Origin of the sequence: Actinokineospora sp. NBRC 105648, assembly GCF_030269645.1 — a bacterium.
Taxonomy (GTDB): Bacteria; Actinomycetota; Actinomycetes; order Mycobacteriales; family Pseudonocardiaceae; genus Actinokineospora.
Map to the genome: position 1 here is coordinate 70380 of NZ_BSTR01000013.1, position 22132 is coordinate 92511.

The window sequence follows — 22132 nt, forward strand, 5'->3', positions numbered from 1 at the left end:
CGGGCAGCCCAAGCGATGAGCCACCGTGGACGGTCGACCGTAGGTCGGTGTGCGGCACACCGTGTGGGCTGCCCGAGTAAGAGCGGGGCTCGATTGGCTGGACTGCCTTCGCGTAGGGCCCCTAGAGCACCGCGGTGGGGAAAAAGCGTGGGGTGAAGGGCATCCCCACACACGGCAAGTTTAGCGGTGCTCTCCCCCCACACGAAGGCAGTCCACCCAATCGAGCACAAACGTAACGGGTGTTGCGTACCAGCGGGCTCGGCATTTAGAGATTTCGAGACTAAAGATTTAGGGCGAGGGCGAGGGCGAGGGCGAGGGCGAGGGCAAGGACAAGGGCGAGGGCAAGGACAAGGGCGAGGGCGAAGTTGCAGCGAGAGTTGGGTGCGGCGGATTAGGCGGGGTGGAGTGGGAAATTGGGAACTTGGAAAATGAAAAGCGTGAGGGCGGGCACCCCTGCCGGGTGCCCGCCCTCACGGGTCTGCGACTAGCTGCCTAGCTGATGACTCAGCCCAGGGTGAGGGCCAGGTCGTCGAGCACGAAGGAGGTCTGCAGTGAGGCGTCCTCGGTGCCGTTGAACTTCAGGGTGAAGGTGGAGCCTGCCAGGCTGGACACGTCGACCGACTTCTGCACGTAGCCGGCGGCCTTGTTGACGTTGGAGTAGCTGGCCAGCGTGGTCGAGCCTGCGGTCACGGTCAGCTTGTCGTAGACGGTGCTGCCGGTCTCGGCGGTGTCGATGTGCAGGTAGTAGGTCAGCGTGGCGCGGCAGCCCGCCGGGATGGTCACCGACTGGGCGACCGAGTCCGTGTGGGTCGAGCCGTAGCCGTTGAGCCACGCGTCGTAGGTGCCGCCGTGGGCGGGCTCCTGGGTGCCGAACTGGCCGATCACGCCGGAGGTCTGGGTCCAGGAGGCCGCGCCGGACTCGAAGCCCGGGTTGAGGATCTTCTGGCCCGAGCAGCCGCCGGGGGGAGCGGTGGTGGTGGTCGGCGGGGTGGTGGTGGTGCTCGACGGCGGGGTCGTCGTCGTGCCGCCGGTGCAGGTCGGGTCGGCCGACTGGGCCGGGACCGAGACCGCGTCCCAGGCCGCCTTGACCTTGTTGAACTCGACGCAGCTGCCCGGGTACAGGGTCTTGGCCGCCTGCAGCGTCCAGGTCCGGTACTTCAGGTAGGAGCTCGAGGAGGTCTTCAGCAGCATGGCGTTGTACATGATCTTGATGGCGCTCTGGATGCCGAGGCCGGTCAGGCTGCTGTTGTTGCAGGTCGGGCTGGCCGGCTTGCCCGCCGGGGCGTTGCCCTCGGCCAGCAGGTAGAACCAGTGGTTGCCCGGGCCCGCGGCCGCGTGCACCTCGCCGCCGGGGACGCTGCTGGAGTAGCAGTTGGCGTTGTTGTTCACCAGCGACGGGTTGTACATGTTGCGGATCGGGCCGTTGCCGACCAGGTTGATCTCCTCGCCGACCAGGTAGTCCGGCGGGTCGTACTGCGAGGCCTCGTTGGCGAAGGCCTCGGTGGCCGCGCCGAAGGTGTCGGCGACGAACTCCTGGGTGCCGCCGTTGGAGATGCCACCGGGGGTGTGGTCATCGATGCCGTGGCCCATCTCGTGGCCCACGACGTCCATCGAGCTGATCCAGCCGTTGGACTGGTTGTGACCGATCTGGACCTGCGAGCCGTCGTAGAAGGCGTTCAGGTCGTCCAGGCCGACCTTGATCGGCCACGCGCCGCCGTTGCCGTCCATGCCGTTGCGGCCCAGCCACTGGGAGAGCATCTTCTTCTCGGTCTGCGCGGCGAACAGCGCGTCGACGCAGCCGGTCTCCTTGCTCGTCGCCGAGCCGTTGCCCCAGCTGTCCGAGGACTTGGAGAACACCGTGCCGGTGCTCAGGTCCTGGCAGGACAGGTTGGTGGTGTTCGGGTCCCGCAGGGTGTACGTGCTGCCCGAGTGCGTGGTGTCGATGGTGACCGGGCCGTTGTAGGCGGAGTTGCCGCTGCCGTGCGCGACGTGCTCCTGGGTCCGGACGACCTTGCCGCTGGTGGCGTCGGTGTAGACGCTCAGCCGGCTGTACTCCCCGTCGGTGGAGGTGCCCTTGACAGTGGTCTCCCACGCCAGGGTCGGGGTGCCGAGCGAGACCACGACGAGCCTGCTGCCCTCGACCTCGGTGACGGCCTTCAGCTTGCCCTTGGCGGTGCCCTCGGCCTGCGCCTGGGTGATCTTGGCGGTGGTGCCGACGCCCTGGATCGCCTGGTCCTGGGCGACCGAGGTGTACTGCACCGCGCCCGCGGCGTTGGTGGCCACCACGAAGTCGCCGCCGATGACCGGCAGGCCCTTGTAGGTGCGGTCGTAGGAGACGTACTGCGAACCCGCGTACGAGTACACGTTGCGCTGGACGAACGCGTCGTCAGCGGAGGCGTGCAGGGCGGCCGGGCGGCTGTTGACCAGCGCGGTCGCGGCCTGGACCGCGTTGCCCTGGGCCTGTGCCGCGGACGCGGTGGGGGCCTGCGTGGCGTTCGGGGCCGCGACCGCGGTGCCGATCACCACCAGACCCGTCACCACCGCGCCACCCACGGCGAGCAAGCGATGTGTGGACTTCATGGAACATGGCTCCTTTCCCGCGACTCCACGCGGTCCCGGGCCGCTCGTGGCGGCCGGGCACGGCGAAACGCGGAAAATGCAGGGGGAACGAGTGATGGGAACACTCTGCTAACAAATGTCCGATTCGTGCTATTCGAATCGCGGCTTTCGAGTCGTGCCTTTCCTCGCCCTCTTCCGCCGCTTTTCGGGGCATGGCCGGACGTTCAGACGTTAACTCCGCGCAGGTCGGACCGGTAGACGTCGTGGCCGTCGAGATATTCACACATAGCCAAGTGTTAATCAGCCAATTCGGGCAACCCGCCGCAGAGCGGGCGGGGGTGCCCGGGTGTCGGGGGTCGAACGGCCGCATAGACCCACTGTGCGTAGGTGTCTTATGGTCCGATTCTTCCGAAAGACCCCTATCGCGTTTCGCCTTTGTAACGGTGGTGCCAAGAATTGTTCCGCCCGCGGCCGCGGTCGCGGCGGTCGCGCGTCGGCTTGTGCCTGCCGCACGCAGCGGGAAGGCTCTCCCGCCATGGGCGCTGGCGGGGTGGCGGGTCGGGAGCGGTTCCTGGCCGCGTTCGAACGCGCGCTACAGCCGCTCGAGGACGCCGAGGAGATCATGGCCGTCGCCGCGCGGCTGCTCGGCGGGCACATCGGGGCCGACCGGTGCGCCTACGCCCGGACCGAGACCGACCAGGACCACTTCGTGATGAGCGGCGGCCACGCCACCGGGCTGCCGCCGCTCTCCGGCCGGTTCGCCATGTCCCGGTTCGGGCCCGGGTGCCTGGCCGCGATGCGCGCGGGGCGGCCCTGGGTCGTGGTCGACAGCCACACCGACGAGCGGCTGGGCGACCGCGAGGCCTACCGGATCACCGGGATCCGGGCGGTCATCTGCGTGCCGCTGCACAAGGCGGGCCGGTTCGTCGCGGCCATGGCGGTGCACCAGACGACCGCGCGGGACTGGACGCCCGCCGAGGTCGACCTGGTCGACGTGGTGGTCGGGCGCTGCTGGGAGTCGCTGGAGCGCGCGCACGCGATCCGCGCGCTGCGGGAGAGCGAGGAGCGCTACCGGCTGCTGTTCGAGCGCGCCAAGGACGGCATCTGGATCGCCGACGCCGAACGCCGCTACGTCGAGGTCAACCCCGCCGCGTGCGAGCTGTTCGGCTACCGCCGGGAGGACCTGCTCGGCCGGACCGTCGAGGAGTTCATCGGGGCCGCCGACCAGGACAAGCTCGCCGACCTGGTCGACCGGCTGTCCGCGGGCGAGGTGGTCACCGAGGTGTGGGACGTGCGCCGCGCGGATGACCAGGTCATCGCGCTGGAGCTGAGCATGCAGGCCGTCCCCGGCGGTGGTCTGCAGGCGATCGGGCGCGACGTCACCGCCCGCGTGCGGGCCGAGGCCGAGCGCGAGCGGCTGCTGGCCCGCGAGCACGAGATCGCCGAGACCCTGCAGCGCAGCCTGCTGCCCCGCGAGTTGCCCCGGTTGGCCCGGCTGGCCACCGCCGCGCGCTACCTGCCCGCCGCCCGCCACACCCAGGCGGGTGGGGACTGGTACGAGGTCCTGCCGCTCACCGACACCGTGGTGGCCCTGTCGGTGGGCGACGTCGTCGGCAAGGGCCCGACGGCGGCGGCGGTGATGGGGCAGCTCCGCAGTGCCCTGGCCGGCTACCTGCTCGACGGCCACGCGCCCGCCGCGGCGCTGGAACGCCTCGACGGGTTCGCGCTGCGCACGCCGGGCGCGGTCGGCAGCACCTGCGCGTGCCTGACCTTCGACTGGTCGACCGGTGAGCTGCGCTGGGCGCTGGCGGGTCATCCGCCACCGCTGCTCGCTGAGGCGGGCGGCCAGCGCTACCTGACGGGCGCGGTCGGCACGGTGCTCGGCGTCCCGGGCCGGGCGGCCTACGCCGACCACGCCGAGACCCTGGTCCCCGGCACGTCCGTGGTGCTCTACACCGACGGCCTCGTCGAGCACCCGGGCCAGGTGATCGACACCGGCCTGGACCGGCGGCCGCCCTGGTGGGCGCGGGCGCCGACCTGGACCCGGACGCGCTGACCGCCCGGATCACCGGCGAACTGCTCGCCGACGGCCAGGACGACGACGTCGCCCTCGTCGTCGCCCGCTTCATCCCACCCCCGCTGACCAGGCGGAACATCCCCGCCGTCGCGGCCGAGCTGGCCGCGTTGCGCGAGGCGGTGGAGCAGTGGGCGGCCACCGCCTGCCTGCCCGACGACCTGCTGGGCGACCTGCAGCTGACGTTGGGCGAGGCCGCCGCGAACGCCGTCGAGCACGCCTACGCGGGCGGCGGCGACTTCGACGTCGAGATCGCCCGCACTGGCGACGGCGGCGTGGACGTGCGGGTCCGCGACCGCGGCCGGTGGCGTCCAGAGCCCGAGGACAACACCCACCGGGGCCGCGGCGTCGACATCATCCGCGCGCTGTCGCACTCGGTGGACTACCTCCAGTCCGACGCGGGCACGACGGTGCACTTCCACCTGACCCGCGAGACCCGTGCACTCCCCACACCGCCGACGACGCTCCCTGCGGGGGAGATCCGCGTCGTCCACCTCACCGAGGACCTCGACCTGGCAGGCGCGACCGCGCAACGCAAGCGGCTGAGCGACGAGCGGGGCCCGATCGCGGTCGACATCACCGAGGTCCGCTACCTCAGCAGCGCGGGTATCGCGTTGCTGTTGGAGCTCGCGGAGGGCCGCCCACTGACGGTGATCACCAGGGCAGGTAGCGCTCCCGCACGCATCTTGTCGTTGTCGGGCTTGGATAGCGCTACCGAGGGATTTCAGGTAGTCCGCGTTCCCAAGTAAACCGCGGGCACCTCGCGGGTCGGATCGATAGTCTCGGCCGGTGCTCAACGCGTTGCGGCTGCGCGACTTCCGGTTGCTCTGGTCGGCTCGCCTGGTCAGTCTGCTTGGTTCGTGGCTGCTCGTCGTCGCGGTTCCCGCGCACGTCCTCTTACTCACCGGCTCGCTGACAGCCACCGGTCTCACTCTTGCTGCCGAGTTCCTACCGCCGCTCCTCCTAGGTCCGCTCGCAGGCGTGTACGCGGACCGGCACGACCGGCGACGCTTGATGATCGTTGCCGACCTCGCGCGCGCGGTTGCGGTGGTCTTGCTCCTCTTCGTGCAAGAGCCTCAGGACGTCTGGCTCGCCTACCTGGCGCTGGCAGTGGAAAGCACTGGCACGGTCTTCTTCCGACCCGCCGCCCAAGCGCACACGCCAGCGGTAGTGGGAACCGGTCCGCTCTTAACGAGTGCCAACGCTCTTAACGCGATCACCGATGGCGCTGTCCGGCTCATCGGCGCACCGCTAGGTGGCGCGCTCCTGGCTGTCACCGGCTTCTCGGCGCTCGTCTGGATCGACATCAGCACCTATCTGCTGTCCGCCGCCGCGATCGCCGCCACCGCCCGCGTCTCCGCGCCCGCTCGCGAGCACAGGGTCGACATCAGGTCCGGTCTGGTCTTCCTCCGCGCGAACCGGACCGCTGCCGCGCTCTTAGCTGTCAACACACTCTTCTTATGCGCCAACGCTTCTCTTACCGCGCTCCTCGTCCCCTTCGGGGTCCAGGTTCTTGGCGGAACTGTCCAAACTGGCGTCTTGATGTCCGCGCTCGGTGTCAGGCTTCTTATCGGCGCCCCGCTGATCCGCCTCCCCGTGTCGACGACACGACTGCTCGCGGCCGCCCTTGCCCTCACCGGCATGGGGTTCGCCCTCCTGTTCAGCGCCACCGCGCTCCCGCTCGCCCTGGTCGCCGCCGTCCTCGTCGGGGCAGCGGGCTCGCTCGCGCTCGCCTCGATCCAGACGACCCTCAGCGCACCGCCCCCGACGAGCTGCTCGGTCGAGCCTCGGCCGCCTTCTTCACCGCCGAAGCCGCGGCGACCCTCGCGGGTGCGGTGGCGGGTCCGGCCCTCGCCCAAGCCCTCTCGATGACGACCACCGCCTACCTGGCGGCCGCCGCCACGGTGCTGGCAGGCGCGTTGGTCTCCTTCTTGCCACGCGCGTAGGCGGTCCACAGCGCCGCCAGCACCCCGAGGACGGCGAAGACGGCCAGGGTGAGGGGGATCCCGGCCGGGTACTCCTGGTCCGCGGTGAACCCGATCAGGACCGGGGCGACCGCGTTGGCCACCGAGGAGCAGGTCATCAGCACCGAGTTCGCCAACCTGCCGCGCGTGGTCGCCTGGGCCAGCCAGGCGAACAGGGTCGGGATCACCGGCCCGATGCCGAACCCGGCCACCGCGAAGCCCAGCACCGCCAGGTCGGGCCCGGTCGCCAGGCCGAGCCCGACCGCGGCCACCCCGAACCCGCAGCAGATGATCATCGCCGGCGGTGCCCAGAACAGCGCGACCGAGATGACGACGCGCCCCGCCGTGAGCCCGAGCCAGAACAGCGCGGTCATCCGCGCCGCGTCGACCGCCGGGGTCCCGGTCCAGATCAGGTAGGTGGCCTCCCAGGTGCCCGCGGACGTCTCCAGGACCCCGTAGAGGAAGCCGACCAGCGCGAACGGCAGCGTGAGCAGCACCACCGGGAACGCCGGTGCCGACACCTCGGCCGTGTCGCCGCGCGGCACCGGGCAGCGGGCGGCCGCGACGCACAACACGGACACGACCCCGACACCCACCAGCACGCCCCGGACGTCGACGCCCAGGCCGACCAGCAGCGGACCGGCGACCGCGCCGACCCCGAAGGCCGCGTTCAGCAGGTTGACCATCAGCACCCGGTAGCGGCCGAAGCCGTGCGCGAACGAGGTGTTCAGGTGCAGCGCCAGACCGCCGAAGCCGAGCCCGGCCACCACGGCGGCGACCAGCACCAGCGCCCACGCCGGGGCCAGCGCGATGCCGGCCACGCCGACCGCGAAGGCGCCGATCATCCCGGTCATCGCCGGGCGCGGCGCGAGGACGCGTTCGGCGAGCCCGCAGCCCACGATCGCGGCGAGCGAGCCCAGGTAGAACGCGGTGACCATCGACGCGCCGTCGGTGAGGTCGAGGTGGTGGCGCTCGCGCAGCGAGATCATGGCGACACCGAGCGTGGCGTTGGCCGCGCCGAGCGCCACGAACAGCACGAACGCCGCCGCCGTCGGGAACGCCCCCGGTCTCTGGCCCACCGTCGCCACCTTTTGTCCCAGAACTTGATAAAATCCGTCGACGCCCACGCTAGGTGAAGGAGTCGTCGGTGGAAAGGCCCGTTCGTCCTACCGCTGTGAGCAGGCTGCTGCGCCTCTTGCACGAAGAGGGGCCGATGAGCCGCGCGGAAGCGACCACCCGCCTCGGCCTGACCAGGACTGCGATCGGTGACGCCGCTCGGTGGCTCACCGACCTTGGCGTGCTCAGCGCCGAGCACACCGCCCCGGTCGGCCGCGGCAGACCGTCGCCACTGCTCGGCCCCGACGAGCGCGGGCCGGTCGTGGTCGCCGCGCACCTCCTACCGCGACGGGTGGACGTCGCCGTGGTCGGTCTCGGTGCGTCGCCTGGACCCAAGCGCGCGTACCCGCTGAGCGGTGAAGACGCACCCGCCAAGGTGTTGCGCGTCGTCGCTGGCCGGATCGCGGCGGCCGCACGGCGGGCCGGTAGACCGTGCGTGGGGGTAGCGGTAGGGCTGGCGGGTATGACCCGCGCAGGGGGCGTCGCACGCAACGCAGTGCATTTCAACTGGGATCACGTTCCTGCGCAAGAGTTGCTGGCAGAACACCTCCCGATGCCAGTCCTCTTGGAGAACGACTCCGGACTGACCGCCCTCGCCGAGTACCGCCGCGGCGCGGGCCGACACGCGGGGACGGTGCTGGTGCTCAGCTGCGCACACACTGGTATCGGGGGCGCCCTCTTAGGCGACGGTGTCTTCCCGCCCGGCGGACACGTCTTGGAGGCGGGGCACGTCTCGATCGACCTCGACGGGCTCCCGTGCACGTGCGGCCAGCTCGGCTGCCTGGAGATGTACTCCGACGGCCAGTCCATCCTGCGCGCCCTCGGCGCGGCGGACGTCGACGACCAGACCGCCTTGCGCTCGGTCCTCGACCGCGCGTGGTCCACCGGCTCCGCGGAGGCGCGGGTCGCGTTGACCGCCGCCGACCGCCTCGGCGTCGGTTTGGCCAGCATGGTCAACCTGCTGGCGCCGGAACGAGTGGTGCTGTCCGGCGTGCTGGGCGAGCTCTACCGGCTCGGCGCGGCCGAGGTGCGCGCCCGGCTGAACCGCTCGATCGTCGCCCGCGCCGACGGCACCGAGATCGTGGTCGGCACCGTCGCCGACCCGGTGCTCGTCGGCGCGGCCGAGTTGGCGTTCGAGGGCTTCCTGGCCCAGCCGCAGGACTTCGCGCTGTGAGAGAGGAGCTTCCGGTGGCCGAGCCGGTCAAGGCTGTGCTGTTCGACATGGACGGAGTCGTCGTCGACTCGCGAGCGGTGATCGAGGCCGCCTGGGGTGAGGTGTTCACCCGCTACACCGGCCGGGTGCTCACCCCGGCCGCGATCGAGGAGCACGTGCACGGCCGAGTCGGGAGCTATACCGTAGCCGCGCTGTTTCCAGAGCACCCCGACGCGCACGCCGAGATCTGGTCTGCGGTAGACGAGCTTGAGGAGAACGCGCACTACCAGTTGATTCCGGGCGTGCGGGACCTCTTAGCGGCTCTCACCGCGCGCGGCACGGTGGTCGGATTGGTAACCGGTAGTTGGCGAGCGAAAGTGCGCAACGTGCTGTCCCTGTTGGACCTGCCGACCCCGTTCGCGACGGTGGTCACGCGCGAAGACGTAGTGCACGGGAAACCGCACCCCGAGCCCTACCTGCTGGCGTGCGCGGCACTGGCTGTCGACCCGACTGACGCCCTGGTGTTCGAGGACTCGGCCAGCGGTGTCCGCTCTGCGTTGGCGGCGGGCTCCCGGTGCGTCGGCATCGGCGGTGCGGACTTGGCGGCCGAGGGCGCGCACCACGTGATCGCCGACTTCACCGAACTGCGACTGACCGGCGCTGGTCTGCTCGAAGGCGTCGATCCTCCGCTGAGTCTCCGGTGAAGTCCCCGCTTCGTGCCCCCGCCTCGCCACCGGGACGCTGACAAGCCCATCCCGCTCTCTACCGAGGCAACTACGTCGCCCGTCCCACCTGCGAGCACCCTCTGCTAAATCCATTGTGGACTGTCAGACCGCCGCAGGCGTGTTCGCGATCACCTGCTCCAGCAGGGCGCGCGCGGTGACTAGCTCGTCGATCGCGGCGGTGATCCGGTCGCGTTCGCGCTCTAGCTCGGGCACCAGTTCCGGGCAGCCCGGGGCCAGTCCGGCACCGGTGTCGACCATGCACGGCAGCAGCTCGCCGATGATCGCCGTGGACAGCCCGGCCGCCAGCAGGCTGCGGATGCCGCGCACCGTGGTGACGTGCTCGTCGGTGAACTGCCGGTAGCCGCTCGCCGACCGGGTGGGCGCCAGCAGCCCTTGTTCCTCGTAGTAGCGCAGCGACCGCTCGCTCACCCCGGTCCGCCGGGCCAGCTCGCCGATCCGCATGTGGCCTCCCTCACCGTGCGTTGACCTTCACGCCGGTGTCAACTTCTACCGTGCCGGTATGACATCCCAGCCACCAACATCCCAGCCGTCGACAACCCAACCGCCGACAATCCAGCTGCCGACAACCCAACCGCTGACAGCCGAGCAGCCCGTCACGATCCTGGGTCTGGGCCCGATGGGGCAGGCGCTCGCGGGCGCCTTCCTGCGCGCGGGCCACCCGACCACCGTGTGGAACCGAACTCCCGCCAGGGCGGACACCCTTGTCGCGCAGGGCGCGGTGTGTGCTGACACCGTCGCCCGCGCGGTCGCCGCCAGCCCGGTCGTGATCGTGTGCGTGATCGACTACGACGCCGTGCACGCCATCGTCGACCCGGTCGCCGACCAGCTCGCCGGGCGCGTGCTGGTGAACCTCACCTCCGACTCGCCCGACCGGGCCCGGACCACCGCGGCCTGGGCGGCTGATCGGCGCGTCGACTACCTCGACGGCTCGATCATGACGCCGACGACCACGATCGGCGGCCCGGCCGCCCTCGTCCTCTACAGCGGTCCCGCCGAGGTTTACGCCCGGAGCCGGGCGGTGTTGGCGAGCATCGGCGGTTCGGCCGCGCACCTGGGCGCCGACCCCGGTCGGGCCGCCGCGCACGACGTTGCCTTGCTGGACCTGTTCTGGACGACCATGAGCGGTCTCACGCACGCCTTCGCCCTGGCCAGGGCCGAGGGGATCACCGCGGCCGACCTCGCGCCCTACGCCGCGGGGATCGTCGGGCTGCTGACCGGTCAGGGGGTGATCGCCGACTTCGCCGCCAACGTCGACGCGGGCACGCACCCCGGCACGACCTCGGCCATCGACTCCGCGGCGGCGGGCATGCGGCACATCGCGCACGCCGCCCGGTCCCGCGGCATCGACACCGGTGTGCTCGACGCGGCATTGGCCGTGGCCGACCGCGCGATCGACACCGGTCACGGTGGGGACGCCTTCTCGCGGCTCGTGGACGTCCTCTCGCCACGGTCGGCCTAGTCGACTTCGCTTATGGCGCAGGGTGAACACGATCGGTGAACCGGACGTCGCTCGTTCGAGGACTTGTCGGGCACGGATGCGGTCGTAGTGTCCATTGTGGTCATATCATCGAGGCGGCGGAGGTCGGCGTGAACACCTTCAACATCTACTGGGACGACAACGCGACCGCGAACCAGATCCAGTGCATGATCAATTCTCTGCTGGCGATACCGGGGGGTGGGTCGGTGGAGCAGGAGGACGAGTACTTGGAGGCGACGATCCAGTGGGGGTCGGATCAGCGGGCGATCAACAATCTGCAGGGGCGGTTGAACTCCAGCTGTGGGAATGCTGGGTGTCGGCGGCCTGCTGAGTCTGTTGAGCTTGCTTGATCTTTGTGTACTTGCTGCGTCGGGGGTTCGAGCGTGGGCTCGTTTTCGTGTTGCCGTCTTCGTTGCCCGGGTCGCGAGGGTGGGCTCGGTCTGGCGGGTTTTGCTGCCCTGTGTTGCTCGGGTTTTGAGCGGGTCCTGCCGTGGTGTTGTCGTCTTCGTTGCCCGGGTTTCGAGCATGGCTCGATCTGGTGGACGCGCTTCAGGCGGCCGTCTTCGTTGCCCGGGTTACAAGCGTGGGCTCGATCTAGTGAACTCGCTTCGTGTGGGGCCCCTAGAGCACCGCGGTGGTGAAAAAAGGGCGGGTGAAGGGCATTCCCCACCACTGGTCAAGTTTAGCGGTGCTCTCCCCCCACACGAAGCGAGTCCACTAGATCGAGCATCCGTAGCGGGGCCGCCGGTACCAGCGCAGTCGGCCTCACCGCTGCGGTCTGGTGGGGGTGGGAGCTGCGCTGTGGTCTGGCGATGGGGCGGGCTCTCCGCTGCGGTTGGGTGGATGGGGGCGGGATTGCTGTGCGTGTGAGGGTGCGGGTTCGTGGTGTCAGGGGCGGTTTAGTAGCAGTTCTATGGCTTGGCGTGCCTGGTGAGCGGTTGTTGGGTCGCCGGTGATTGCTGCGGTGGTGATGGCGCCTTCGACCAGGAGGTTCAGGTGGTCGGCCAGGTCGGGGACGTTGGTCTGGTCGGCCAGTGTGGCGAGGTATTCGCGTACGGCCGCCTTGTGGTCGCGGACTGCCGCTAGTACCTCGGGGGAGGTGGCGCCCAGTTCGCCTGCGGAGTTGATGAACGCGCAGCCTCGGAAGCCTGGTTCGCTGAACCAGGCGTGCAGCCAGTCGAAGACGGCGGGGATCTGGTCGGTTGGGTCGTGGTGGGCGACGAAGTTCGCCAGTGAGCTGAGCCAGCGGGTGTCGCGGCGGCGTAGGTAGGCGACTACCAGGGCTTCTTTGGCAGGGAAGCACTGGTAGAGGCGCTTGAGGGAGACCCCGGAGGCGGTTCGGACCTCGTCCATGCCGACTGTCTGGATGCCGCGTTCGTAGAAGAGCCGCTCGGCGGTGTCGAGTAGTCGGGTGGTGGCCTCGTCGTGGTCCATCGTAGGGTCCCCTTGCCGTGGAGAACGTTCGTTCTCTAGTGTAGTGGCAGCTGGGGAGAACGACCGTTCTCCCGATGAGGGGAGTGCGCGTGAGCATTCGGCCGCCGTTCGATGAGGACAGCGCTCGGCGCAAGGTGCAGGTTGCTGAGGACCTGTGGAACACCCGTGACCCGGAGCGGGTGGCCCTGGCGTACACAGCGGACTCGGTGTGGCGCAACCGGGATCGGTTCGCCACCGGGCATGGGGAGATCATCGCGTTGCTGCGGGAGAAGTGGGCGGTCGAACTGGACTATGCGCTGCGCAAGGAGTTGTGGGGGTTTCGGGGGAACCGGATCGGGGTGCGGTTCCAGTACGAGTGCCGGGATCGGGCGGGGCGGTGGTCGCGCTCCTACGGCAACGAGCTCTGGGAGTTCGCCGATGACGGCCTCATGCGGCGGCGCGAGGCGAGCATCAACGACGTGCCGATCACCGCCGGTGAGCGTCGGATCTTCGGTTCCCGGCCGGAGTCCGAGCACGGGCTGCTGCTCCCGGTGAAGTAGGCGTCAAACCGGTGGATCGGTGGTACTTGACTGCCAGGAGCCCCACCTCGCCGCCGGAGTCCCCACCTGGAGTGTCGCCATGAACACCGCACTGCGCCCGCAGCCCAGCACCCGCCCCCAGCCGCGCACCAAGCCGATGGACGACGCCGAGTACAACGACCTGTGCGCCTGCCGGTGCTCCCGGCTGCCCGGTATTCACCCGGCGGGGCAGTGCGCCACCCGCAAGTCGTGAGTGTCCGGTCACTGTCCCTTGTGGATGGTGGTCACCACTGCTCGGCCGGGATCGGCCTGCCGAACAGGTAGCCCTGCGCCCGGGGGCACCCCGACTCGCGCAGGAATGTGGCCTGCCGCGAGGTCTCGACCCCCTCGCAGACCACCGGGGTGCGCAGCGTGTCCGCCAGGGCCAGCACGCAGGCGACGATCCCCGTGGTCCGGCTGGACTGCTCCAGTTTGCCGGTGAACGACCGGTCAATCTTGATGACGTCGAACGGGTGCCTGCGCAGCAGGTTCAGCGACGAGTACCCGGTGCCGAAGTCGTCCAGCGCCACCCGCACGCCGCGCGAGCGCAGGTCCGACAGCACGGCGATGACGCTGTCGTGGGCCACCGCGTACTCGGTCAGTTCCAGCGTGAGCGAGCCGGCCGGGAGCCCGGAGTCGGCGAGGGTGTCGGTGACCCGGTCGGGGAAGGCCGGGTCGAGCAGCTGGCGGGCCGAGACGTTCACGCTCATGTCCAGCGGTCGACCCTCGGAGTGCCAGCGCGCGGCCTGGGCGCACGCGGTCCGCAGGACCCAGTCGCCGAGGTCGATGATCAGGTCGGACTCCTCGGCCAGGGCGACGAAGGCGTCCGGCGGCAGTAGGCCGCGGCTGGGGTGCAGCCAGCGCACCAGGGCCTCCGCGCCGATGGCTGTGCCCGTGGCCAGGTCGACGATCGGCTGGTAGTGCAGCACGAACTGCTCGTCGACGATCGCCGAGCGCAACTCGGTGCGCAACCGTTTGCGGGCCAGCGCCTCGACGTGCATGTGCGCGCCGAACACCGCCACCCGGTCGCCGCCTGCGCGCTTGGCGGTGTACATCGCCGCGTCCGCGTCACGCAGGAGAGTGCTGCCGGTGGTGCCCGGCGTGGTCGCCAGCGCCAGCCCGACGCTGGCCCGCGCGCGGTCGCGACCGTCGAGCGGCAGACGTAACTCGGTGAGCACGGCCTCGGCGAGCTTGGTGGCGGTCTCGGTGTCGAGGCCGGGGGCGAGCACCGCGAACTCATCACCGCCGAGCCGAGCGACCAGGCCTTGGCCGAGGCACACCCGGTGCACCCGGCGCGCGACCGCGATCAGCACCTCGTCGCCCGCCGCGTGCCCGTCGACGTCGTTGACCTGCTTGAACCCGTCGAGGTCGATCAGCAGCAGGGCCACCTGGGCGTCGTCACGCAGCGCACCCGCGAGCGTGTCGGAGAAGTGCGCGCGGTTCGCCAAACCGGTCAAGTCGTCGCGCTCGGCGCGCGTGCGCAGGCGGTTTTCCAGGCTCTTGCGCGCGCTGATGTCGGACACCGCGAGCAGGATGTCGGCCGCACCACCGTGCCGCGAGGGCAACGCGGTAGCGCTAACTTCCAAGGTCGCTTCAACGCCGTCGGGGGTCTGGTGGCGTACCTCGACCGGCTCACCCGCGCCGATCACCGCACCAAGACACCCGGTCGCGCAGGTGCGCACGTCAGGGGAGTGCGGGCAGGGGACAAGATCGCCGAGTAACCGCCGCGCGCGGTCATTCGACAGCACCGACTCGCCAGTGCTGTCGAGCAACACCAGCCCCACCGGACTCGCCCGCAAGATCGCCGCCGTACGCGCCTGCGCGTCCTGGGCGTCCCGGCGCGCACTGCGCTCCCGCCGCGCCGACATCACCGTGAGGCGCAGCGCGAACGCGCCGATCATAAGCCCGACCAGCGGAAACAGTGCTGGCCCAAGCACACTCAACCCGGCTCCCCCACCCGCCGCGACATACCCGGCCAGCCCGGCCAGGTAACCCACGAGCGGCCCGACCGCCGCGATCGCGAAGCTGGCCTCATCCTCGTCGAGCGCCCGGCGCATGGTGAAGGCGAACAGCAGCCCGACCATCGGGTTGGGCGCGGGCAGGGCCAGGCAGCCCAGCAGCATCGCGGCCCCCTCGACAGCCGTCGACACCCAGGGCAACCGGCGGGGGAGGACCCAGAGGACCAACGCCACCAGCACGACACAGGCCGCGAACCGACCGCAGGTGCCGGCGAGCAGCAGTTGGGTGGCCACCGCCAGTGAGTTGAACCAGGAGAAGACCTCGGTCAGGGTCCGGATCCGGCGCAGGGAGACGGCGTCACCGTCGGCAGGTGCCGTGGTCGAGCTCGAACTGTCGGCCGACACCCGGCGCCCCTCCACTGATCATCTGTCGAGGACAGCATGCGTACCGGGTCAACGGCTCAGGGACATCGCCCATTCGGGTGGTCCAGTAACACGCCCCCCAGCGCCGCCAATCGGCGGGAACACACGCTACCCGGACACGTCCGGTCACCAGAGCCGGCCCGCTCCTGTCTACTGTGGATAGTCGCTGACCTCGACCTGCCGCTCGATGTCCGGCTCCTAGGTGCTCCCGCACACCGCTACCTGGTTCCCCGGTCGAGTGGACACCAAGCTGCTCGCTTCCGCTGAGGCAGGAGCATTCGGTACCGTCTCGGCACACACCGGATAAGGACACTTCGTGCGCATCGGCATTACCGGCCATACCAACCTCACAGCCGCGACGGCTCGGCTCGTTGCTGTTGCCATCCGTGACGCTCTTGCCCAGCACGCGGGTACCGACCTCGTGGGCGTCACTTGCTTGGCGCGCGGAGCAGACCAGATCTTCGCTCGCGAGGTGCTTGATTCGGGAGGCACCTTGGAGGTGGTCCTACCTGCCGCCGACTACCGGGACCGCAAGGTAAAGCCCACCAACGCGGCCGATTTCGACTACCTGCTCGGCAGGGCGGACACCGTGCACACGATGCCGTTCGCCGACTCGAACAGCCAGGCGTACATGGCGGCCAGCGAATACGTTCTCGAGACCGTCGACACGATCATCGCTATCTGGGACGGGCAACCGGCCGCGGGGCAGGGCGGCACCGCTGACGTGGTCGAGGCTGCTCACCACCGGGCTATACCGACAACCATCATCTGGCCCCAGGGCAGCGCACGCGACAAGTAGCCGAACCACGCTGATACGCAACAAGATCCCAGCCCGCTGGAAGCACAGGTTCCCGTCCCCGGCAAAGCGCAGCGGCATCCCGCCCCCGCTGGTACCGCAGCGGATAGACCGACCCCACTGACAGGCAACAAGATCCCGTCCCCGCTGGTACCGCAGCGGATAGACCGACCTCGCTGGTACGCAAGTCCCGTTACGGATGCTCGATCTAGTGGACTTGCTTCGTGTGGGGGGAGAGTGCCGCTAAACTTGCCGTGGGTGGGGATGCCCTTACCCTGCCCTTTTCTCTCCACCGCGGTGCTCTAGGGGCCCCGCACGAAGTGAGTTCACTAGATCGAGCCCCCATCTTTTCCTCGGGCAACCCAAGCGATGCGCGGCCCGTGGCGTCGACCCCAGGGCGGCGCATCTCGTGAGCTGCCCGAGTAAAGACGGGGGCTCGATTGGGTGGACTGCCTTCGCGTGGGGCCCCTAGGCGACCGCGTGGGGAAAAAGCGTGGGGTGAAGGGCATCCCCACCACAGGTCAAGTTTAGCGGTCGCCTCCCCCCACGCGAAGGCAGTCCACCCAATCGAGCACAAACGTAACGGGTCTTGCGTACCAGCGGGCTCGGGATTTAGAGATTGAAAGATTTAGGGCAAGGGCAAGGGCAAGCGTGAAGCGGTGGGGCGGCTAGGTGGAATAGGTGGGGCGGGGTGTTTGGGTTAGAAGTCTGTGCTTGCGAGTAGGTGTTCCAGCAATTCCTGTCCTCCGGTGACAGCTATCTGTGGCGCATTTTGTGAGGTCCTTCTCGTGAGCAGAAGCAGTAGGTCCTGCGGGCTCCCCGTCGCTGTAACATCCGCCTGACCTGCAACCAGATCTGTGCTGATCCCGGTCGACGTCCGGGTGATGAGCCAGGTTTGTCCGGTTGTGGCGTTCAGTCGGATTGTCTCGCCGTCGCCCCTCAACCTCTCCACCGACGGTAGTAGCCCCGCCGCGATCCGTGCGATCGCCAGTTCCAGGTACTCCGTGATCCCGTCGGCCGCAAGCGAGTCCTCGATCTTGAACTCGGCACCGGTCGTCAGGGCGGCGTCGACGTTGTGCACGACCGTGTCGTGGGTCATCCGGCGCAGCCAGAACAGGGCTCGGCGGGTGCCGAAGCGGGTCCAGACCTCGGTGTCGGGGCCGGTGGTTCGCAGTGCTGCCAGCAGGTCTTCGGCACCACCGGTCAGCCAGGTTCGCCAGTTCTGCTGTGGTCCGGGGTCGGCGGTGCTGGCCGGGGCGGCCTGGTGGGTGCGCACGGCGGTCGTCGAGTACCGGTGGGCCTGGCCCACGTGGGTGACCAATCGCCGGATTGTCCACTCCGGACAGGTCGGGACCAGGGCGTCCGGGTCGGCCAGGGACGCGGTGGTGGCGAGGGTGTCGGTGTGGGCCAGCAGGGCCTGGGCGAGCATTCGCACGGGGTGTGCTCCTTCCGGGGGGCCACCGTACGGTAGCGCGTCCTATGGAAAACACCAGAATTGTCGGACTGGTGTTTTCCTCATAGACGTGCCCGGCGGTCTCGAAAACCGTTGATCAAGTGCCGGTCGTTCTGATTCAGTGGTGGCACGGCACAGCAGTGCCGGTCGGTTCCGCAATGAGAACTCACGGAGGTTGTCATGGAGAACGAGCTGACCTACGAGGCCCCGCAGCTGGTCGAGCTGGGCGACTACGACGACCTGACCAGGGGCGTCGGCTTCCCGCTGGCGGACTTCTTCATCCACTTCGACTAAGTTCCGGCGATTTCGGAAGCGTGACCGGGAAGGCGGCGGAGTTCCGACTCCGCTGCCTTTTCCCGGCAAGAGGCGGAAGAGGGCGGAATCGTGCGAACTGACATCGGCGGCTGGCTGGCGCTGCCGGACCGGGACATCGCGGAGGTGCTGCCCGCGACCGTGTTCACCCACCCGTCCGGTCGGCCGTGGCTGGTCGGCGACCTCGACCGGGGCGGTGCCGACGCCGTGGTCGCGGCGGCCGTGGGTGATGTGCGGTTGGTGGTCGTCGGTGCCACCACCGTCACCGAGGAGCGGTTGCGCGACTACGCCGCTCAAGTCAACTCACTGTCTGATGTGGACAAAGTCGCCCGACGCCTGCACGGGAGCGTGCACGTGATCGCCTCCGTCGGCGGGCGGGTTCGGGTGCAGGGCAGCGTGTCCGGTGTGCGCGCGGTGAGCCACGCCCGGGTCGGTGGCATCACCATCGCTGCTGATCGCGGTGACCTGCTGGCCCGGATGATCGGCGCCGGGTTTGACGAGATCGCTCTGGCGACCCGCTTGCTGCCGATCTCCTCGACCGCGCTGGCCGGTTCCATCTGGCAGGGCGTGCGCCAACTGCCGCCCGACTCCTGGCTCGAGCTCGACCGCGCCGGCCGCGACCGGGTCGTGCGCTGGTGGTCTCCGCCGGAGCCGCACCTCGACCTGGCCGCCGGGTCTGAGGGACTGCGGGAAGCGGTCGAGCAATCAGTGCTCGCCCGGGTTGGGCACGATTCGCGGGTCGGTGCCGATCTTTCCGGTGGACTGGACTCGACGCCGCTGTGCTTCCTCGCCGCTGATGCCGTCACCGGCGCGGGCGGGAGCCTTGACACGGTGCGGATCTCGGTGGACGACCCCGCTCACGACGACCACGTCTGGGCGGCGCGCGCCGAGCGGTCGTTGGCCGGTGATCACCTGCGCCACCACGTCTTCACCAGCGCCGACATGCCGCACATGTTCGCCGAGGTCGGGACCCCGATCGCCGGTGTGGACGAGCCGCTGCGCTGGATCCGGTCCGCCGGGCGACTGCGGTTCACCGCTGGCTGGCTGGCGGAGCAGGGCGCCCGAGTGCACCTGACCGGCCACGGCGGCGACGAGGTCCTCGTGGCCAAGCCGAACTACCTGCACGACCTCATCGCCCGCAAGCCCGCCCTGGCCAAGAGCCACTTCACCGCGCTGCGGGCGATGAAGCGCTGGTCGCTGACCGCGGGCCTGCGCGAGTTGAGCGACCGCACCCCGTACCCCCGCTGGATGCTCCGCGAGGCGGACCGGCTCACCGATCCGTTCCCGGCGCCGGAGATCCCGATGTTCGGTTGGGAGTACCCGGTGCGCATGCCGCCGTGGGCCACTCCGGCCGCGAGCGCCGAGGTCGCCGACCGGCTCCGCGCCGCGGCAGCGCACGCCGAACCGCAGGGCAGCCGGGCGACGCACCTGACCGTGGACCTGGTCCGGCAGGTCGGCGCCGCCGTGCGCCAGGGTCAGCAGGTCACCCTCGCCGCCGGTGCCCCGCTGCACGCGCCGTATCTCGACGACCGGGTGTTGGAGGCGTGTCTTGCGGTGCGGCCGGAGGAGCGCAGCAGCCCTTGGCGCTACAAACCCCTGATGGCTGAGGCGATGCGTGACCAGATGCCGCCGGACTCGCTGCGCCGCGGCACCAAGGGCGAGTTCTCCGACGACCTGCAGCGCGGCCTGCACCGGCACCGCGACCAGCTCGCGCTGCTGTTCGAGGACTCCCTGCTGGCCCGGATGGGCCTAGTGGACGGGGACAAGCTCCGCCGGGCGGCGCTGTCGGCCTACCCGGTGGGCCTGCCGATGGCCGCCCTGGACACCGCGATGTCGGTGGAGAACTGGCTGCGGGCCGTCGGCGCGGGTGCGCGCGACGTCGGCCGGGTGGCGTGACTGTCGCAAGTAGATTGTCGCGGCTTGGCCGCGTCGGGTTCGTTGTCGGACAAGGATTCTGGAGGGACGATGTCGATCAAGTTGCGTGCCGAGGTGTCCATGGCCGCCGCGGAGCTGGGTGTGGTGCTGCTCGACGAGCGCACCGGGAAGTACTGGCAGCTCAACCGCTCCGGCGGTCTGATCCTGGACAAGCTGCTCGCCGGCGGCAGTCTCCCGGACGCGGTGGCCGAGGTCGCCTCGGTCTACCGGGTGGCGCCGGACGTGGTCAACGTCGATGCCCAGGAACTGTTGGGGCGCTTGGTATCCAGTGGATTGGTGACCTCGTGACCGCGCCGGTCACCATGGGTGCTCGGGTTTCCGTCGCGCCCCACCACCGAGTCCTCCCGTGGCTGGCGGTGCGGCTGGCAATGGTGATCGCAGCCCAACCGCCAGCCCGGATCCGCCGCATCATGACCCGCCTGCGCGCCGGCGCCCGCCCGGCGACCACTGTGGAGGCTGCCCGCGCACGGTCCCTTGTGGTCACTGTGAGTTCGACCTGCGCGGGCGAGGGCTGCCTGCCCCGGTCGATCGCCACGGCTCTGCTCTGCCGGGCGAGCGGGACCTGGCCCACCTGGTGCTCGGGCGTGCGGGTGATGCCATTCCTCGGCCACGCCTGGGTGGAGGTCGACGGCGAACCGGTCGACGAACCGTACCCGGCCGGCTACCACCGTGCGCTGATCAAGGTCCCGCCTGCGGGGGCCCGCTAATGCTGGGTTACCGACCAGACAGCCACGACGACCTCCCGCGACTGCTCCACGCGCACGGTGTGCTGGTGCTGAGCGACTTCCCCTCGAACGCGGGCGACCTGGTGCGACTCGCCGAGCGGTTCGGCGAGCCGGAGCCGGTGTTCCCCGAGGCCCACCAGGTCCCCGGCCACCCGGCGGTCCGCCTCCAGTCCAATGTGGGCGGTCTAGGCGCCAGCGCAGGCGGCCGCTACTGGCACGCAGACGGACCGCTGAAGCCCGACCCCACGGCGGTGACGATCCTGCTGTGCGTCCAACCACCGGAGTCGGCAGGCGACACCCTCTTCGCAGACATGCGAGCCGCGCTGCGCGCACTGCCGGAGCCGGTGCGGGCCAGGGTCACTGGGCTGCGCGGCTACTACCCGGCCAAGGACATCGCCCGCCAGGACATGGACCGGGCCCGGGTCCTGCGCACGGCGGCGATCTCGGCGGAGGAGCGGGACCGCAAGCTCGCCGAGCTGCGGAACCTGCACCACCCGCTGGTCCGCAACCACCCGGTGACCGGCGAGCAGGCTCTTTACCTGAACGAGCACTGGCTCCGTTCGATCGCCGACATCCCCGAGCATGAGAGCACGACCCTGCTGCGCGAGCTGTACGGGACGGCGACCGCGGCCGAGAACGTCCACCGACACTCGTGGACGGCCGGCGACGTGCTGGTCTGGGACAACGCCCTGGTGATGCACAAAGCTGAGGGAGCCCAGGGCAGGAAGGTCACCTACCGCGTGACCACCGGGTCCTACGCCTGACCGCTGTTGCTAGACGGCGGTGCCCGCGGTGATGCGATGCACGAGGTCGGTGGCGTCTGTGTTGCGAGGGTGGTATTGGGCGGCGCGAGCGAGCATCCGGAGGTGCTGGCGCAGACCGTCGGAGGAGATGCCCGCCGCGAGGTCCGCTGCTTGATGTCCACAGTGGATGCCAGTGGCCGGGTCACCGCTGCGCAGGTGGCAGGTTGCCAGCTCGGTGAGGGCGAATGCTTTCCGCTTGACCCGGACCGGGTCGACGGTCGCGGTGTACGCGGACAAGGAGTCGATCGCTGACGCCGCGTACGTCCCGTCGGTTTCGGCGAGGGCGAAGTTGACCTTTCCGGCGATGCTGGTCCAGCTGTCGAGGGTGAAGTTGTTGGGGGCGGGAATGGCTTCGCTTGGGGCATCCAGCGCGGATCGAGACTGCTCGATGGAGTCGCGTGCGCGTGCGGCGTCCCCCATGGCCGCGTGAACTCGCGCTTGGGAAGCGTGCAGCCACCCGGCCGCCTCCGCCGAGCGGGCCCGGTCGGCAGCCATCACCCCCAGGCTGAAGACCTGCCGGGCGTCTTCCAGCTGCCCGGCGCGCAGGTAGATCCGCCCGATCCGGTCGAGGGCGAGCGCGCTGCGCATGCCGTCGTCGGCGTCACGGGCGGCCACTAGGGCTTGGCCGATCGCCGGTGCCCGCACGG

At 69.8% G+C, this 22132-nt stretch carries 22 protein-coding genes; 15 read left to right on the forward strand and 7 right to left on the reverse strand.

The window, feature by feature from the left end; translation table 11 throughout:
• Positions 1-504: 504 nt before the first annotated feature.
• On the reverse strand, positions 505-2580 hold the full coding sequence (locus QSK30_RS14590; protein WP_285503163.1) for a M4 family metallopeptidase: 2076 nt from the start codon (positions 2578-2580) through the stop codon (positions 505-507).
• A gap of 514 nt (positions 2581-3094) precedes the next feature.
• Between QSK30_RS14590 and QSK30_RS14595 the strand changes: the two genes are divergently transcribed.
• From QSK30_RS14595 to QSK30_RS14605, 3 genes are read left to right on the forward strand one after another with little or no spacing between them, the layout of a single operon-like run.
• Entirely contained in the window at positions 3095-4615 is a 1521-nt protein-coding gene (locus tag QSK30_RS14595; RefSeq protein WP_285503165.1) for a GAF domain-containing SpoIIE family protein phosphatase, read from the forward strand.
• Positions 4579-5382, forward strand: coding sequence for an ATP-binding protein (locus tag QSK30_RS14600; RefSeq protein WP_285503166.1), 804 nt, complete (start codon positions 4579-4581; stop codon positions 5380-5382). Before QSK30_RS14595 ends, QSK30_RS14600 begins: the two co-directional genes overlap by 37 nt.
• Before the next feature lie 40 nt (positions 5383-5422).
• Positions 5423-6505, forward strand: coding sequence for an MFS transporter (locus tag QSK30_RS14605; RefSeq protein ID WP_285503168.1), 1083 nt, complete (start codon positions 5423-5425; stop codon positions 6503-6505).
• A gap of 10 nt (positions 6506-6515) precedes the next feature.
• Here QSK30_RS14605 and QSK30_RS14610 read toward each other — a convergent pair whose 3' ends face one another.
• The gene (locus QSK30_RS14610; protein ID WP_285503170.1) at positions 6516-7676 is read right to left on the reverse strand and encodes an MFS transporter; all 1161 of its coding nucleotides are present in this window, start codon (positions 7674-7676) and stop codon (positions 6516-6518) included.
• Between the two features lie 68 nt (positions 7677-7744).
• Between QSK30_RS14610 and QSK30_RS14615 the strand changes: the two genes are divergently transcribed.
• Together QSK30_RS14615 and QSK30_RS14620 are read left to right on the forward strand one after the other, a co-directional pair.
• Complete coding sequence (locus QSK30_RS14615; protein ID WP_285503171.1) at positions 7745-8887, forward strand: ROK family transcriptional regulator; 1143 nt, start codon at positions 7745-7747, stop codon at positions 8885-8887.
• A gap of 14 nt (positions 8888-8901) precedes the next feature.
• Positions 8902-9570 carry an HAD family hydrolase gene (locus QSK30_RS14620; RefSeq protein WP_285503172.1) on the forward strand — a complete coding sequence of 223 codons (669 nt, stop codon included), beginning with the start codon at positions 8902-8904 and terminating at the stop codon, positions 9568-9570.
• A gap of 123 nt (positions 9571-9693) precedes the next feature.
• On the opposite strand, the gene QSK30_RS14625 is transcribed toward QSK30_RS14620, so the two are convergent.
• Entirely contained in the window at positions 9694-10053 is a 360-nt protein-coding gene (locus QSK30_RS14625) for a MerR family transcriptional regulator (RefSeq protein ID WP_285503173.1), read from the reverse strand.
• Between the two features lie 160 nt (positions 10054-10213).
• On the opposite strand from QSK30_RS14625, the gene QSK30_RS14630 reads away from it, so the two are divergent.
• Together QSK30_RS14630 and QSK30_RS14635 are read left to right on the forward strand one after the other, a co-directional pair.
• A complete protein-coding gene (locus tag QSK30_RS14630) occupies positions 10214-11071 on the forward strand; it encodes an NAD(P)-dependent oxidoreductase (RefSeq protein WP_285503234.1) in 858 nt (285 codons plus the stop codon).
• A 128-nt stretch (positions 11072-11199) separates the two neighbouring features.
• Positions 11200-11439: a hypothetical protein gene (locus tag QSK30_RS14635; RefSeq protein ID WP_285503174.1), complete on the forward strand. Its 240-nt coding sequence runs from the start codon at positions 11200-11202 to the stop codon at positions 11437-11439.
• Between the two features lie 538 nt (positions 11440-11977).
• On the opposite strand, the gene QSK30_RS14640 is transcribed toward QSK30_RS14635, so the two are convergent.
• A complete protein-coding gene (locus QSK30_RS14640; protein WP_285503176.1) occupies positions 11978-12523 on the reverse strand; it encodes a TetR/AcrR family transcriptional regulator in 546 nt (181 codons plus the stop codon).
• 89 nt (positions 12524-12612) lie between these two features.
• On the opposite strand from QSK30_RS14640, the gene QSK30_RS14645 reads away from it, so the two are divergent.
• Both QSK30_RS14645 and QSK30_RS14650 read left to right on the forward strand, forming a co-directional pair.
• Positions 12613-13062, forward strand: coding sequence for a nuclear transport factor 2 family protein (locus tag QSK30_RS14645; RefSeq protein WP_502871837.1), 450 nt, complete (start codon positions 12613-12615; stop codon positions 13060-13062).
• A gap of 79 nt (positions 13063-13141) precedes the next feature.
• Positions 13142-13294, forward strand: a complete 153-nt coding sequence (locus QSK30_RS14650) for a hypothetical protein (RefSeq protein WP_285503178.1) — start codon at positions 13142-13144, stop codon at positions 13292-13294.
• A 31-nt stretch (positions 13295-13325) separates the two neighbouring features.
• Here QSK30_RS14650 and QSK30_RS14655 read toward each other — a convergent pair whose 3' ends face one another.
• Positions 13326-15443, reverse strand: coding sequence for a putative bifunctional diguanylate cyclase/phosphodiesterase (locus QSK30_RS14655; RefSeq protein ID WP_285503179.1), 2118 nt, complete (start codon positions 15441-15443; stop codon positions 13326-13328).
• A 334-nt stretch (positions 15444-15777) separates the two neighbouring features.
• Between QSK30_RS14655 and QSK30_RS14660 the strand changes: the two genes are divergently transcribed.
• Complete coding sequence (locus QSK30_RS14660; RefSeq protein ID WP_285503181.1) at positions 15778-16260, forward strand: hypothetical protein; 483 nt, start codon at positions 15778-15780, stop codon at positions 16258-16260.
• Between the two features lie 697 nt (positions 16261-16957).
• Here the strand turns inward: QSK30_RS14660 and QSK30_RS14665 are convergent.
• Positions 16958-17686, reverse strand: coding sequence for a maleylpyruvate isomerase family mycothiol-dependent enzyme (locus QSK30_RS14665; protein ID WP_285503238.1), 729 nt, complete (start codon positions 17684-17686; stop codon positions 16958-16960).
• A gap of 204 nt (positions 17687-17890) precedes the next feature.
• Between QSK30_RS14665 and QSK30_RS14670 the strand changes: the two genes are divergently transcribed.
• From QSK30_RS14670 to QSK30_RS14690, 5 genes are all read left to right on the forward strand, one after another.
• Positions 17891-18004 (forward strand): lasso RiPP family leader peptide-containing protein, encoded by a 114-nt coding sequence (locus QSK30_RS14670; RefSeq protein ID WP_285503182.1) that lies wholly within the window; start codon positions 17891-17893, stop codon positions 18002-18004.
• 90 nt (positions 18005-18094) lie between these two features.
• On the forward strand, positions 18095-19918 hold the full coding sequence (locus QSK30_RS14675) for an asparagine synthase-related protein (protein ID WP_285503184.1): 1824 nt from the start codon (positions 18095-18097) through the stop codon (positions 19916-19918).
• 69 nt (positions 19919-19987) lie between these two features.
• The gene (locus QSK30_RS14680) at positions 19988-20245 is read left to right on the forward strand and encodes a lasso peptide biosynthesis PqqD family chaperone (protein ID WP_285503186.1); all 258 of its coding nucleotides are present in this window, start codon (positions 19988-19990) and stop codon (positions 20243-20245) included.
• The gene (locus tag QSK30_RS14685) at positions 20242-20664 is read left to right on the forward strand and encodes a lasso peptide biosynthesis B2 protein (protein ID WP_285503188.1); all 423 of its coding nucleotides are present in this window, start codon (positions 20242-20244) and stop codon (positions 20662-20664) included. The genes QSK30_RS14680 and QSK30_RS14685 overlap by 4 nt, the downstream gene beginning before the upstream one ends.
• Positions 20664-21446, forward strand: coding sequence for a TauD/TfdA dioxygenase family protein (locus tag QSK30_RS14690; protein WP_285503190.1), 783 nt, complete (start codon positions 20664-20666; stop codon positions 21444-21446). The genes QSK30_RS14685 and QSK30_RS14690 overlap by 1 nt, the downstream gene beginning before the upstream one ends.
• Before the next feature lie 9 nt (positions 21447-21455).
• On the opposite strand, the gene QSK30_RS14695 is transcribed toward QSK30_RS14690, so the two are convergent.
• Positions 21456-22130, reverse strand: a complete 675-nt coding sequence (locus QSK30_RS14695) for an NsdA family TPR-like regulatory protein (protein ID WP_285503191.1) — start codon at positions 22128-22130, stop codon at positions 21456-21458.
• Between the last annotated feature and the right edge of the window lie 2 nt (positions 22131-22132).